Raw genomic sequence first — 14,016 nt, 5'->3', positions numbered from 1 at the left:
AAATGAGTGTTACAAGTTAACTAGCCTATAGTTTAACGGAAGATTTATAAGTTATTAACATATCTGTTAACACATCTCTAAGTAGTTCTGGCATATAATATTGTTTGTCAGAAAGTGTGGATAGCTCTGGGTATAAGTAGCCAAATGTAAACATATCAATTGTTCCTACTGTATATATACGATCTAATTCCAGCGATTCCCCGTTAATTAATACATCTTCGAGTAAAATTTTATTCCCAGGAATCGTATCTGGAATGACTTCTACACCAGCATAAATCATTTTCCCCATCACTTTCCCCCGAAATCCGAATCCTTTCACCTCAAGATTCTCCATGTTCGGTTTACGTGCTTTCAAAATAACTTCTCTTAATATCTTTCCTGGAACTTTCAAAGCACACGGATTAATTGGATGTGGACAAATTCTGTGAATATCTCCGCGCGTTACAACACCCTCTTCTAGCCCTTCAAGAAGTACACCGGCGTTCACCATGCCAACCTCTGCATCGCACCATGTTTTCAGCGCACTTGCTAACATATGAGAAAACGGCGTCTCCTGAAACCAATCAACCGGTAATGACTCTTTTAAATGAACGACAGGCTCTGCCATTATATGATTACTTTCTTCCTGCAGTATTTCAATTGTGGATAACGGCTCGCTATAAGCACCTAACCGTTCCGTCTTAATCGCTCTACCGTCCTTTTTCAACAGCTTCTTCGTCTCTTTATCCACAGTAAGCTGAACGTGGCCAACGTAACGTCCCCACTTTTCACAACAGCAAAGTAAAGTATTGTTCAGTAGAACACCACGCTCAAATAAATGATGCGTATGTGCACCTAAAATAACATCTATATCATAATGCTCTGCCATATACTCATCCATACTTTTTCCAAGGTGAGATAGGACAACGGTAATATGCGCCTCATCTTTCACTTCTTCTAAAATAGACTCTAAATGGATAAGCGGATCTTCAATATGCCAATCGAGCATATGATAAAACTCTGGATAAGCTACCGTCAATCCGATAAAAGCGATCGTAACCCCATCCGTCGTTGTATGCAATTTATAAGGCCTTGCCCATGATGGACGTACACCTTCTTTTTCAAATAAATTTGCGACAAGCACTTCAAATCCAGCATCATCATAGAGCCGATTTAAATGTTCCTTCGCTAACGTAATGCCTTCATTATTTCCGATTGTTACATAATCATATAACGCCTCATTTAAAAGCTTCGTATTCCCAAGCCCATTTGTCGCTTCCGAAATACTATGAAAACGATCCACATGATCGCCGATATCAATCGTCAAAACAGTCTCTCCCGCTTCCTGTCTTCGCTTTTTCTCCCCTAGAACAAACCGAGAAATTTGCGGCCAATTTTCAAAATGACTATGTATATCGTTTGTATGATAAAGGTGGATGATTGTTTCTTTATTTGTATTCAGAGAAAAAACCTCCTCTCAGTTCCTTACTGCCATTTACGCTATGCGCACACAATAATCCTGTAAATACTTTTCGTCTTTTCTTGCTATTTTACATTGTACTCGCATTGTGAGAAAAAGCAAAAGATTGTCCTTTTTATATGAGAAACTTTTGCTAATGCAGGAAATAATTCCAGATAGTGGAGGAAGGGGTGGATTTGTCAAAAAGTTTAATAGAGAATTCAGTGGGTGGTTGTTCAAGTGGATTTGTCAGTATCTTTGTCTTAAACCTAGTCGTTCTCTGTTCTTATAAAATATTTGGGGTATGTGAGGATTTTCTTTTGTCTTATCTTGTCGACAAATCGATATTCCTTGTCGAAACGTTGATATATTGAAATAATCGTTGATATATTCCCGTTTATGATCGATATATTTGAAAAATCGTTGATATATTTAGCTGAACACCCACCCGGGTATCCTCTCCCACGCCAAGACAAATCCGCAAAACAAAAAAGCGCCCTGCACAGCAGGACGCTTTCTTCATACATATATTATCCAGTTCCAGCGGCTAGAATGTTCGGTGACTTCACTTCTTCCTATGAGGCAAAAAGCGCCTCTACGTCAGAAGCTCCATCCCCCTCACATTCTGAACGAGCCGCTTCCACTTTAAATATGTCCAGCTTCGCCTCCTAGACCCTCATGTCTAAGAACCTTCCGCACGAGAAGATAAAAAGCATCTTCTGTGCGAAAGAACCTTAGCCAACGGGTCTGAACAGTCGGCTCCGCATTTCTATTTAACCGATAGAACCTTCCATCTCAAACTTGATTAGGCGGTTCATTTCAACTGCGTATTCCATTGGAAGTTCGCGAGTGAATGGCTCGATGAAGCCCATTACGATCATTTCTGTAGCTTCTTGCTCAGAAATACCGCGGCTCATTAGGTAGAATAATTGTTCTTCTGATACTTTCGATACTTTCGCTTCGTGCTCAAGTGAAACGTAATCGTTTTTGATTTCGTTGTAAGGAATTGTATCAGATGTAGATTGGTTATCCATGATTAACGTGTCACACTCGATGTTAGAGCGAGAGTTTTTCGCTTTTGGTCCGAAGTGTACGATACCACGGTAAGTTACTTTACCACCATGCTTCGCAATCGATTTAGAAACGATTGTTGAAGACGTGTTTGGTGCTAAGTGAATCATTTTCGCACCAGCATCTTGGTGTTGGCCTTTACCAGCAATCGCGATAGATAATGTTAAACCACGAGCGCCTTCGCCTTTTAAGATAACTGCTGGGTATTTCATCGTTAATTTAGATCCGATGTTACCGTCAATCCATTCCATCGTTGCGTTTTCTTCACAAACCGCACGTTTTGTAACTAGGTTGTATACGTTGTTCGCCCAGTTTTGGATTGTTGTATAACGGCAATATGCATCTTTCTTAATGATGATTTCTACTACCGCACTGTGAAGTGAGTTAGTCGTGTAAACAGGTGCTGTACAACCTTCTACGTAGTGTACGTGTGCGCCTTCGTCTACGATGATAAGCGTACGCTCGAATTGTCCCATATTTTCAGAGTTAATACGGAAATACGCTTGAAGTGGTGTATCAACTTTAACACCTTTTGGAACGTAGATGAATGATCCACCAGACCAAACTGCAGAGTTTAATGCAGAGAATTTGTTGTCTGTTGGTGGGATTACTTTTCCGAAATGCTCACGGAAAATATCTTCGTTCTCTTTTAATGCGCTATCTGTATCTTTGAAGACGATTCCTAGAGCTTCTAGGTCTTCTTTCATGTTGTGGTATACAACTTCAGATTCGTACTGTGCAGATACACCAGCTAAATATTTTTGCTCAGCTTCTGGAATACCTAATTTATCAAATGTTGCTTTAATTTCATCAGGTACTTCATCCCAAGACTTCTCAGATTTCTCAGATGGTTTTACGTAGTACGTAATTTCATCGAAATCTAAGTCGTTTAAGTCGCCGCCCCATTGTGGCATTGGCATTTCGTAGAACTTATCCAGTGATTTTAAACGGAAGTCTAACATCCACTGTGGTTCTTCTTTCATACGTGAAATTTCTTCAACGATCTCTTTTGTTAAACCGCGTCCAGCACGGAAAATCGAAACGTCTTTGTCTTTGAAACCATATTTATAATCGCCGATATCTGGCAGTTGCTTCGCCATGTTGGTGTGTCCCTCCTTAGATAACCTCGTTTTTAGGAACCTTTAACATTACTTATCTTCGTTTAAGCCCTTTTCTAACGCTTTCCACGCTAATGTTGCACATTTAATACGTGCAGGGAACTTGCATACGCCTTGTAATGCTTCAATATCTCCTAAATCGATGCTGTCATCGTACTCTTTTCCTAGCATCATGTCAGAGAAAATTTTCGAAAGCTGAAGTGCTTCTTCAATTTTCTTACCTTTTACTGCTTGTGTCATCATTGAAGCTGAAGACATTGAGATTGAACATCCTTCACCTTCAAACTTCGCCTCTTGCACAATACCTTCTTCTACTTTCATCGTAAGTTGAATACGATCGCCGCAAGTTGGATTGTTCAAGTTAACGGTAACACTATCTTCTAACACGCCATGGTTACGAGGATTTTTGTAATGATCCATAATAACTTGACGATATAACGTATCTAAATTATTAAATGACATTTGTGAAATACTCCTTTGTCTTGATTAGCGATTCAACAAATGTATCAATTTCTTCTTTTGTATTATATAAATAGAAGCTCGCACGTGCTGTTGAAGAAGCTTTTAGCCACTTCATAAGCGGTTGTGCACAGTGATGTCCTGCGCGAACTGCAATGCCTTCTACATCTAATACAGTCGCTACATCGTGAGGATGTACGTCTTCAATATTAAATGTAACAAGACCAGCGCGATGCTTTGGACCATAAATTGTAACGCCATCTACTTCTGATAGTCTTTCTAAAGCGTATTGCGCTAATTCATGCTCATGCTTTTCAATATTATCAAGACCGATTTCTTCTAGGAAATCAATTGCTGCACCAAGTCCGATTGCATTACCGATAATCGGTGTACCTGCTTCAAACTTCCACGGAAGCTCTTTCCACGTAGATTCTTGTAAATCTACGAAATCAATCATTTCACCGCCAAATTCAATTGGCTCCATATTGTTCAGCAATTCTTTTTTACCATATAATACGCCGATACCTGTAGGTCCGCACATCTTATGAGCAGATAATGCGTAGAAATCACAGTTTAAATCTTGTACATCCACTTTCATGTGAGGTGTACTTTGTGCACCATCAACGACCATAATTGCGCCATTTTCGTGTGCGATTGCTCCGATTTCTTTTACAGGGTTAATCGTTCCAAGTACGTTTGATACTTGCATAATAGAAACGATTTTTGTATTCGGTGTAACTGTTTGACGAACATCTTCTAAAGAAATTGTACCGTCTGGTTGAAGCGGAAGATATTTTAAAGTTGCACCAGTTTTCTTCGCAACTTGTTGCCACGGAATGATATTACTATGGTGCTCCATGTAAGAAATAACGATTTCATCGCCCTCTTTTACATTTTCAAGACCATAGCTAGCTGCTACTGTATTTAATGCAGTTGTCGTTCCGCGTGTGAAAATAATCTCTTCCATTGATTTCGCGTTAATAAACTTGCGAACTTTCTCACGTGCACCTTCATACGCGTCGGTAGCTTTCGTACCGAGCGTATGAACACCGCGATGCACGTTAGAATTATATTCTTTATAGTAACGTTCTAACGTTTCAATGACTTGAATTGGTTTTTGAGAAGTTGCTGCACTATCGAAATAAACAAGTTGTTTGCCGTTCACTTTTTGATTAAGAATTGGAAACTGTTTGCGTATTTCATGAATATTCATTAGCGAACTTTCCTTTCAATTACCTCAACAAGCTGTGCCTTTACTCCTTCAATTGGAAGCTCATTAACTACAGGTGCTAAGAATCCATGGATGACTAAACGTTCTGCTTCGCGTTTTGGAATACCACGGCTCATCAAGTAGTATAGTTGGACTGGATCTACGCGACCTACTGAAGCTGCGTGACCTGCCATTACATCATCTTCGTCGATTAAAAGAATTGGGTTTGCATCACCGCGTGCTTTTTCATCTAACATAAGAACGCGAGAAGATTGTTGTGCATTTGATTTAGATGCACCGTGTTCAATCTTACCAATTCCGTTAAAGATAGATGTTGCACTATCTTTTTGTACACCGTGTTTTAAAATCCAACCTTCAGAGTGTTTACCGAAGTGAACAACTTTAGTTGTAAAGTTTTGTGTTTGGTTACCACGGCCAATTGTTACTGTTTTCGTATCAGCATATGAACCGTCGCCCATTAAGTTGGTAACATTCTCTGAAATTGTGTTTCCGTCATTCATAAGGCCTAGAGCCCAATCAATACGGCCGTCGCGTCCTACAACGCCGCGGCGGTTAACGTAAGTTGTTACGTCTTTTGCTAATAGATCAACCGCACCGAATTTCACTTGTGCGCCTTGTTCCACGATTACTTCTGCTACGATATTTGCAATACCTTTAGCATTTTCATTTGCAACGTAGTTTTCTACATAAGTTGCAGTACTGTTCGCATCAGCTACGAATAATACGTGGTTATATACGTTAGCTTCTTCGCCGTCTACTAAGAATACAGCTTGAAGTGGAGTTTCAAGAACAACGTTTTTCGGAACATATACGAATGCACCGCCGTTGATTAATGCAGCATGAAGTGCAGTTAGACGATGCTCGTCTACTTTCACGCCGTCTTTCATTAAGTACTTTTGTACTAGTTCAGCGTGCTCAGTTGCTGCTGTTACGATGTCTGTAAAAATAACACCTTTTTCTTTTGCTTCGTCTGCTAAAGAAACGAATGCAGTTGTACCAGTACGTTGCACTAATACGCTGTTATTTTCATCGATTAAGTTTTTCACTGCCTCTGGAAGTTCAGTTAAAGAACTTACAGGCTCTTGCTTAGCAGCGTCGCCTTTTCCGATAAAGTCCCATTTGTCAATTTTCGTTTTATCAGGCGTTGGCATTGGAAGTTCAGTTGCTTGTGCAAGAGCTTGTAAGCGGAACTCAGTCAACCAAGCTGCTTCGTTTACTTCGCTTGCGCGTTGACGGATTGTTTCTTGATCGAAAGGTAATGTACCGATTGTCATGTTTATGCTCCTCTCTTACGCTTCTTGCTCTGTTGTTTCGTCTTCAATACCTAATTCTTTTTTAATCCAGTCGTAACCTTCAGCTTCTAGACGTTGTGCAAGCTCAGGGCCACCAGATTTAACGATACGACCGTTCATCATAACGTGAACGAAGTCTGGAGTGATGTAGTTTAATAAACGTTGGTAATGCGTAATCATTAGGCAACCGAACTCTTCGCCGCGCATTTCGTTAATACCTTTAGATACAACTTTTAATGCATCGATATCAAGACCTGAGTCGATTTCATCTAAGATTGCGATTTTTGGCTCAATCATCATTAATTGAAGAATTTCGTTACGTTTTTTCTCTCCACCAGAGAAACCTTCGTTTAAGTAACGTTGTGCCATTTCTGGATCCATTTCTAGGAATTCCATGTTTTTATCTAATGTACGGATAAATTTCATAAGAGAAATTTCATCGCCTTCTTCACGACGTGCGTTAATTGCAGAACGTAAGAAGTCAGCGTTTGTTACTCCGCTAATTTCACTTGGATATTGCATTGCTAGGAATAGACCCGCTTGTGCGCGCTCGTCTACTTCCATTTCTAATACATCTTCACCGTCGATGATGATGCTACCTTCTGTTACTTCATACTTTGGGTGACCCATAATTGCAGAAGATAAAGTTGATTTACCTGTTCCGTTAGGTCCCATAATTGCGTGGATTTCTCCACCTTTTACTTCAAGGTTTACACCCTTTAAAATTTCTTTGCCATCAATTGATACGTGTAAGTCTTTAACCGTTAATGTAGAACCAGCCATCTCAATACCTCCATTAATCCTATATATACATTTTAAAAATTCCTAAAACGTTCATATTCTCATTTTATTCTCATTCTAATTTTATATCAAATAAAATGATATCGCAAACGACGAAAAAAAGTAACCGTTTTTTCACAAATGTATATAAGTATTTCCTTCACATCTTTCTATGATACACCTTTCTTCTTATTTATATAAAGAAAAAAGGACTGGTAATTTTCCAGCCCTTTCCTTATATTTATTCACTTACCGGAAGTACAGCACCTTTATATTCTTTATTAATAAAATCTTGAATTTCTTTTGAATGTAGCACTTCTACTAGCTCTTTAATTTCTTTTTTCTTCTCATCACCTTTACGAACTGCAATGATGTTTGCATACGGAGAGTCTGATCCTTCAATCGCAATTGCATCCTTTGTTGGATTTAATTTTGCATCAATTGCATAGTTTGAATTAATAAATAAAGCATCTCCCTCATTATTTTCATACAATTTCGGTGAAAGTCCAGGTTCAACATCTGTTTTAAATTTTAAGTTTTTCGGGTTTTCTACAACATCTTTTACTGTTGCTTTAACAACATCTACTCCGTCTTTTAATTTAATAACGCCACCTTTTTGTAACAATGCTAACATACGGCCTCGCTCCGCTACGTTATTACTCATAATCACTGTTCCGCCATCTGGTAAGTCTTTTAAGCTTTTATATTTCTTAGAATAAATGCCCATAGGTTCTAAATGGATTTTTCCTGCGTTTACAATTTTATATCCCTTTTCTTGAATTTCTTTATCTAAGTAAGGAATGTGCTGGAAGTAGTTCGCATCAATTTCTTTATCCGCTAAAGCCTTATTCGGCAACACATAATCTTGGAATTTTTTAATTTCTAATTTAATACCCTTTTTCTCTAAAATCGGCTGTGCCTTTTCTAAAATAACAGCGTGTGGCACGTTAGAAGCTCCCACAACAAGCTTATTCTCCTCTTTTCCTCCGCAAGCAGCTAATGTAAATACAGACAACGCTGTAACAACTGACAGTAGAACCTTTTTCATATGATTTCCCCTTCTCCCCAATGGTTATGTAGTTATAAAAAGAGCCGGCATACACCAGCCCTTTTCAGCAATTATTCTTTTACAGGAACAACTGCCCCTTTATATTCTTTATTAATGAAGTCTTCAATTTCTTTAGAATGCAATACTTCTACAAGAGCTTTAATCTCTTTCTTATCTTTATCGCCTTTACGAACAGCTACTATGTTTGCGTATGGTGAATCATTTCCTTCAATTGCAATTGCATCTTTTTCCGGATTTAACTTTGCATCAATTGCATAGTTAGAGTTAATTAAAACAGCGTCGCCTTCTTTATTGTTATACACTTGTGGCAATAAACCAGGCTCGATATCCGTTTTGAATTTTAGATTTTTCGGATTATCTGCAATATCTTTTGGAGTTGCTTTAACTGGATCTATTCCGTCTTTAATTTTTAAAATACCTTCTTTTTGTAAAATTGCTAAACCACGTCCATGGTCAGCAACTGAATTACTCATAATAATTGTCGCTCCGTCCGGAAGCTCTTTTAAGCTCTTATACTTTTGAGAGTACACACCAATTGGTTCTAAATGAATTTTTCCTGCTACTTCAAAGTCATATTTTTTATCTTTAATTTCTTTTTCTAAATACGGAATGTGCTGGAAGTAGTTTGCATCTAAATCCTTATCCGCTAACGATTTATTTGGTAATACGTAGTCTTGGAATTTTTTAATTTCTAACTCAATTCCTTTTTTCTCAAGTAACGGTTTTGCCTTTTCTAAAATAACAGCGTGCGGTACGTTAGAAGCACCCACAACAAGTTTCTTTTCATCTTTATCTTTCCCGCCACAAGCAGCTAACCCAAAAATTGAAGTTGAAATAAGTGCCGTAAGTAACAATTTTTTCATTTGAAGCATCCTCCCGTTTTTTATTATCGTTTATCTATTCGAGTCGTTAAACTATCACCAATCCACTGAATTAAAAATACAACTAGTAATACACAAATTGTCGCAACGATTGTTACATCGTTATTCCCTCTTTGGAATCCTTCTAAGTAAGCAAGTGTTCCAAGGCCACCAGCACCAACAACTCCTGCCATTGCTGTATAGCCTACTAAAGCAATTGTCGTAACCGTAATACCAGATACTAATGCTGGTAACGATTCTGGAATTAACACTTTCAAAATAATTGTGCTTGTTTTTGCTCCCATTGCTTTTGAAGCTTCAATTACACCTTTATCAATTTCGCGAAGTGCGATTTCAACCATTCTCGCGTAGAATGGTGCTGCTCCAATAATTAAAGCCGGCAAAGCTGCACTTGCTCCAAGAATTGTTCCAAGAAGAATCTTTGTGAATGGGATTAATAAAATAATTAAAATGATGAATGGTATAGAACGGAATATATTTACGAATGCTCCAATCACCGTATTAATTGATTTGTTTTCCCATAAATTATCTTTTGCTGTCATGAAGAGTAACAATCCTAAAATGAGTCCTAAAACAAATGTCGCAAGAGCTGCGATTGCCGTCATATATAACGTTTCACCAGTTGCTTCTAACATTTGATTCCAATCAACATTTGCAAGTAACTTATCCATGTGCAATCACCTCCAGCTCTACTTGATCTTGATGAATTCCTTCTATTGCTTGCTGGATCGCTGTTTCCTCACCATTTAAATGAACGACTAAACTACCGTAAGAACCGTTATTCGTTTGTGCGATATTTCCTTGCAAAATGCTAACTTCTATGTCACTGCGTTGCATCAATCGTTGAAGCACTGGTCTTTCTACAGCCTCACCGATAAACTGCAAACGAATTACTTTTCCATCTGGATATTTTTCAATTAAACTTTCAATCGTTTCATTTGTATCTTCAGAATCCGTTAACTGCTTTACAAATCGTTTCGTAATATCTTGCTTCGGATTACGGAATACATCAAGTACTGGACCTGTTTCTACAATCTTTCCTTTCTCCATTACCGCAACACGATTACAAATCTTTCGAATTACGTGCATCTCATGTGTAATGAGTACAATTGTTAAACCAAGGCGCTTATTAATGTCTAATAGTAAATCCAAAATTTGATCTGTCGTTTCCGGATCAAGAGCTGACGTTGCTTCGTCACATAAAAGCACTTGTGGATTGTTAGCTAATGCTCTTGCAATCCCAACGCGTTGCTTTTGTCCCCCGCTCAGCTGAGATGGGTACGCGTCTCCTCTTCCTTCTAATCCAACAAGATGAATTAATTCATCAACACGTTTTCTTCTCTTCGCTTTATCAACACCTGCAATTTCAAGTGGAAACTCTATATTTTCACGTACAGTTCGTGACCAAAGTAAGTTGAAGTGCTGAAAAATCATTCCGATTTCTTGCCTTGCCTTACGAAGTTCACTTCCTGTAATTGCTGAAATGACACGATTTGCAATTGTAATTTGGCCAGAAGTTGGTTTCTCCAACTGATTGAACAATCTAATTAAAGAACTTTTTCCAGCGCCACTATATCCGATAACACCAAATATTTCACCTTTATCTATTTTTAAATTGGCATTATCTACAGCAGTGACATCACCGCTTTTTGCTTTATATATTTTCTTTACATTCTCTAATAGAATCATGGTGTATCACCCCTTTTTTAAATAAAAAGCGCAAGCGGCTCGTTTAGAACAAGAGGGCGTTTGAATCCCTGACGTAGAGGCGCTTTTTGCCTCATAGGAAGGGATGAAACGACCGACTGTTCTAGCCGCTGGAGCTAGATTTCATAAAGATTTTAGGTCGACTCCGCAATTTTTTATTTTTAATGCGTGTAGTCCACTGTTATCATTACTTTTATTATTTGAATGTCCTCCACATTCAAACAATAAAAAAACCTTTCTGCTTTAGAGAAGCAGAAAGGTTTTTATGCGTATATAACAACATTATCCCTCTCTCTCATCTCTCAAAGCATTTGCTTTGCAGGAATTGGCACCATTTCAACATAAGTTGACGGTTGCCGGGCTTCACAGGGCACAGTCCCTCCACCTCTCTTGATAAGAGAAATCAGATTCAATTTTCGTCTGATTTGAAATTTATGAAATTGTCTATATTTTATGACTTGAATTGTATCAATATACACTCACCATGTCAACAGAAATTTTCGCAAAAAATGAAACTTCAGAATTTTAAGCACCTACTGACATCGGTTTACATATATGAAACATCGATTCCACTAATAACATCGTTCGGTACGTTCCCGAATATTGTACACGTCCATCATTCATTAGCATTTGCAATCGTACATTTCCATTCACCAATTGTTCTATATCCTTTTCATCTAAGCAAATGATTTGTTCCGTTCCTCTTTCTTCATGTACCAGCTCTATATAATCTCTTGAAATTTGTAACGAACAACTTTCATCTCCAAAACGAAAATTAACAGTTTTTTCTTCTTGTCTTAAAAGCGGTTCTAAATGATATTGAGCATTAGCGTAATTTACAAATGATTGAAGCAAAGAATATAATCTCACCCTAAATCACATCCTTCATATCACTTTCTATTACATACCATTCCCTCTCACTAAAGAGCAATCCTGTTATTTTCGCTCGACAAATACTGTATCCACCCTGCATCTCGACATATTTCCCAAGAAATATGTCGAGGCGGCAAAAATTTTGCCGCCTACTTTAATTCCGTATATAAATATTCAACCGAATGAAATGCGTATATCTTCTTCATCAGTGTCCCATTTTCAAAAACAAGTAAACAAGGTACACTTTCAATCCCATACTCTTTCGCTAAATGCGGAGCATAATTTAAATCTAACATCCCAATTTTCAAATCTTCAATTGTCATCTCAACGACTGTTAACATCTTTTTTGCTAATTGGCATGTTCCACACATTGGAGTATATACATATAATACTGTTTTTTCTTCGTTCTCTATTAGGGCTGTAGCTTCGGCTCCTGTCCAATCAATCACTTCTATCATTCCTTACCGTAAATATTCTGTATAAACGTCAATGTCGGCTCCCCATAATACATTTGCTAAGTGTGTAGATGGCGCAGTTGCCACTTCTCGGTACGAGCGATCAATATAGATATGCTCGGCTTGCGGGAATTCTTTTCGAAATTGTTTCCTTAACTTTTCTCCAGCATCATCAGCATCCACTAGCACATACACTTCCTTATCAAAAAATTGATCAACGAGCTCATCCATTTTCGACAAACCAATTGTACCATTTGTACAAACAATTTCCACCGGTTCACGAATAATAGATTCAATCTTTCTTCTATCTGATGTACCTTCTACAATAATGACTTTTTCTACATAAATCATATGTCATCACCCGATCACCATATACTATATAACCTTGAACTTAGTATATAGTATATTCGTTATTTTCATGTTGTTTCCTGTTTATTTTTGCAAAAGAAAAGCGCAAGCGGCTCGTTTAGATTGTGAAGACTTATGAAACCTTACCAAAAAACAGTTTTTCTCATAATAGCTTATTTATTTACATATAACTTGAATTTCATTATTTCACAAAAAATAAAAAAGGACAGCACAAAGGCTGTCCTTTAGTCGACTATAATTAGTCTTGGTTTGTCATTTCTGCATATTTTTCTGCAGTTAATAACTTCTCAACTTGGCTTGCATCAGAAAGTTCAACTTTAACCATCCATGCACCCTCGTATGGAGATTCGTTAACAAGTTCTGGTTGGTCACTTAATTCTTCGTTTACTGCTACAACTTTACCGCTTACAGGTGCGTATAACTCAGAAACTGTTTTAACAGATTCTACGCTTCCGAATGGCTCGTTAGCTTCGATTGTTGCACCTACTTCAGGAAGTTCAACGAATACGATATCGCCTAGCTCACCTTGTGCAAAGTGAGTGATACCGATAACAACTTCATTACCTTCAGTTTTTACCCATTCGTGTTCTTCAGAGTAACGTAAATTATTTGGAATGCTCATGACTGTACCTCCAGTGAATGTATTAATTATGTAAAAATACCTTATTGGTACTTTTTCCACACACTTTCAAACTGCTCTTCGTTAAAACCAAGTGTTACATTCGTTCCATCTGTTACAATTGGACGTTTAATCAACATGCCATCAGATGCTAAAAGCTCATACATTTCGTCTTCGCTTGCATCTTTCAACTTATCTTTTAGACCAAGTTCACGGTAACGCATTCCACTTGTATTAAAGAATTTTTTTAATGGTAATTCACTTTTTTCATGTAAATTACGTAAATCTTCTTTTGATGGTGGATTTTCAACAATATGAATCATCTCATATGCTACATCGTTTGCCTCAAACCATTTCTTTGCCTTTTGACATGTGCCACACTTTGGATATGAATAAAATGTTACTGTCATAAATTCACCTACTTTTTTACTAACCTTTACCTTTATCATATAGAAAACGTTTTATTATTTCAAACCATTATTCGCTAAACTTTTACTTATTTCGTGATAATTTTTAATAATCCTGCGAATTTTTCTTATTTTTCCGCCATTTGTTAAGAAAAAAATAAATATATAAATTTTTTAGATTCTGCACCAAACATATATCTTAAACAAGCGTTTGATTAATTCTCCATTTTCTTTCTTAACCTTTGAA

15 protein-coding genes and 1 riboswitch are annotated in these 14,016 nt (G+C 37.5%); all 15 genes read right to left on the bottom strand.

Annotated elements, in window-relative coordinates; genetic code table 11:
- Positions 1–25 precede the first annotated feature (25 nt).
- The 15 genes from BLT20_RS26185 to BLT20_RS26110 all read right to left on the bottom strand — a co-directional run bounded on the left by BLT20_RS26185 (position 26) and on the right by BLT20_RS26110 (position 13,772).
- On the bottom strand, positions 26–1,417 hold the full coding sequence (locus BLT20_RS26185) for a bifunctional metallophosphatase/5'-nucleotidase (protein WP_073340003.1): 1,392 nt from the start codon (positions 1,415–1,417) through the stop codon (positions 26–28).
- 794 nt (positions 1,418–2,211) lie between these two features.
- Positions 2,212–3,609: a Fe-S cluster assembly protein SufB gene (gene sufB / locus BLT20_RS26180; RefSeq protein ID WP_001118827.1), complete on the bottom strand. Its 1,398-nt coding sequence runs from the start codon at positions 3,607–3,609 to the stop codon at positions 2,212–2,214.
- Positions 3,610–3,657: 48 nt separating this feature from the next.
- Positions 3,658–4,089, bottom strand: a complete 432-nt coding sequence (sufU, locus tag BLT20_RS26175) for a Fe-S cluster assembly sulfur transfer protein SufU (RefSeq protein WP_000009523.1) — start codon at positions 4,087–4,089, stop codon at positions 3,658–3,660.
- Positions 4,079–5,299: a cysteine desulfurase SufS gene (gene sufS / locus BLT20_RS26170; RefSeq protein ID WP_001020773.1), complete on the bottom strand. Its 1,221-nt coding sequence runs from the start codon at positions 5,297–5,299 to the stop codon at positions 4,079–4,081. Before sufS ends, sufU begins: the two co-directional genes overlap by 11 nt.
- A complete protein-coding gene (sufD, locus tag BLT20_RS26165; RefSeq protein ID WP_000152167.1) occupies positions 5,299–6,591 on the bottom strand; it encodes a Fe-S cluster assembly protein SufD in 1,293 nt (430 codons plus the stop codon). Before sufD ends, sufS begins: the two co-directional genes overlap by 1 nt.
- Positions 6,592–6,606: 15 nt before the next feature.
- Positions 6,607–7,392, bottom strand: coding sequence for a Fe-S cluster assembly ATPase SufC (sufC, locus tag BLT20_RS26160; RefSeq protein ID WP_000929160.1), 786 nt, complete (start codon positions 7,390–7,392; stop codon positions 6,607–6,609).
- Between the two features lie 238 nt (positions 7,393–7,630).
- Entirely contained in the window at positions 7,631–8,437 is an 807-nt protein-coding gene (gene metQ, locus BLT20_RS26155) for a methionine ABC transporter substrate-binding lipoprotein MetQ (RefSeq protein WP_000757013.1), read from the bottom strand.
- Between the two features lie 71 nt (positions 8,438–8,508).
- Complete coding sequence (gene metQ / locus BLT20_RS26150; RefSeq protein ID WP_000735099.1) at positions 8,509–9,321, bottom strand: methionine ABC transporter substrate-binding lipoprotein MetQ; 813 nt, start codon at positions 9,319–9,321, stop codon at positions 8,509–8,511.
- Between the two features lie 23 nt (positions 9,322–9,344).
- The gene (locus BLT20_RS26145) at positions 9,345–10,010 is read right to left on the bottom strand and encodes a methionine ABC transporter permease (RefSeq protein WP_000359401.1); all 666 of its coding nucleotides are present in this window, start codon (positions 10,008–10,010) and stop codon (positions 9,345–9,347) included.
- Positions 10,003–11,028 carry a methionine ABC transporter ATP-binding protein gene (locus BLT20_RS26140; protein WP_000601753.1) on the bottom strand — a complete coding sequence of 342 codons (1,026 nt, stop codon included), beginning with the start codon at positions 11,026–11,028 and terminating at the stop codon, positions 10,003–10,005. Before BLT20_RS26140 ends, BLT20_RS26145 begins: the two co-directional genes overlap by 8 nt.
- Positions 11,029–11,338: 310 nt before the next feature.
- Positions 11,339–11,446, bottom strand: a riboswitch (SAM riboswitch).
- A 125-nt stretch (positions 11,447–11,571) separates the two neighbouring features.
- Entirely contained in the window at positions 11,572–11,916 is a 345-nt protein-coding gene (locus BLT20_RS26130; RefSeq protein ID WP_001242136.1) for a hypothetical protein, read from the bottom strand.
- Between the two features lie 152 nt (positions 11,917–12,068).
- Positions 12,069–12,377, bottom strand: a complete 309-nt coding sequence (locus tag BLT20_RS26125; protein ID WP_002008881.1) for a thioredoxin family protein — start codon at positions 12,375–12,377, stop codon at positions 12,069–12,071.
- Between the two features lie 3 nt (positions 12,378–12,380).
- On the bottom strand, positions 12,381–12,725 hold the full coding sequence (locus BLT20_RS26120; protein WP_000640870.1) for a toprim domain-containing protein: 345 nt from the start codon (positions 12,723–12,725) through the stop codon (positions 12,381–12,383).
- A 256-nt stretch (positions 12,726–12,981) separates the two neighbouring features.
- Positions 12,982–13,365 (bottom strand): glycine cleavage system protein GcvH, encoded by a 384-nt coding sequence (gcvH, locus tag BLT20_RS26115; protein WP_000026897.1) that lies wholly within the window; start codon positions 13,363–13,365, stop codon positions 12,982–12,984.
- A 41-nt stretch (positions 13,366–13,406) separates the two neighbouring features.
- Positions 13,407–13,772, bottom strand: coding sequence for an arsenate reductase family protein (locus BLT20_RS26110; RefSeq protein WP_000218968.1), 366 nt, complete (start codon positions 13,770–13,772; stop codon positions 13,407–13,409).
- Between the last annotated feature and the right edge of the window lie 244 nt (positions 13,773–14,016).

It is taken from the genome of Bacillus sp. cl96 (assembly GCF_900100505.1).
GTDB classification, from domain to species: domain Bacteria; phylum Bacillota; class Bacilli; order Bacillales; family Bacillaceae_G; genus Bacillus_A; species Bacillus_A cereus.
The sequence above is the reverse complement of the archived record's forward strand: the minus strand, read 5'-3'. Positions and strand labels throughout refer to the sequence as shown.

Bases quoted from the DNA above. Each gene is read 5' to 3' on its own strand.
- sufS (WP_001020773.1), bottom strand. From the start codon at position 5,299: ATGAATATTCATGAAATACGCAAACAGTTTCCAATTCTTAATCAAAAA.
- sufB (WP_001118827.1), bottom strand. From the start codon at position 3,609: ATGGCGAAGCAACTGCCAGATATCGGCGATTATAAATATGGTTTCAAA.
- BLT20_RS26140 (WP_000601753.1), bottom strand. From the start codon at position 11,028: ATGATTCTATTAGAGAATGTAAAGAAAATATATAAAGCAAAAAGCGGT.
- gcvH (WP_000026897.1), bottom strand. From the start codon at position 13,365: ATGAGCATTCCAAATAATTTACGTTACTCTGAAGAACACGAATGGGTA.
- sufC (WP_000929160.1), bottom strand. From the start codon at position 7,392: ATGGCTGGTTCTACATTAACGGTTAAAGACTTACACGTATCAATTGAT.
- BLT20_RS26125 (WP_002008881.1), bottom strand. From the start codon at position 12,377: ATGATAGAAGTGATTGATTGGACAGGAGCCGAAGCTACAGCCCTAATA.
- BLT20_RS26120 (WP_000640870.1), bottom strand. From the start codon at position 12,725: ATGATTTATGTAGAAAAAGTCATTATTGTAGAAGGTACATCAGATAGA.
- metQ (WP_000735099.1), bottom strand. From the start codon at position 9,321: ATGAAAAAATTGTTACTTACGGCACTTATTTCAACTTCAATTTTTGGG.
- sufU (WP_000009523.1), bottom strand. From the start codon at position 4,089: ATGTCATTTAATAATTTAGATACGTTATATCGTCAAGTTATTATGGAT.
- sufD (WP_000152167.1), bottom strand. From the start codon at position 6,591: ATGACAATCGGTACATTACCTTTCGATCAAGAAACAATCCGTCAACGC.
- BLT20_RS26145 (WP_000359401.1), bottom strand. From the start codon at position 10,010: ATGGATAAGTTACTTGCAAATGTTGATTGGAATCAAATGTTAGAAGCA.
- BLT20_RS26110 (WP_000218968.1), bottom strand. From the start codon at position 13,772: ATGACAGTAACATTTTATTCATATCCAAAGTGTGGCACATGTCAAAAG.
- metQ (WP_000757013.1), bottom strand. From the start codon at position 8,437: ATGAAAAAGGTTCTACTGTCAGTTGTTACAGCGTTGTCTGTATTTACA.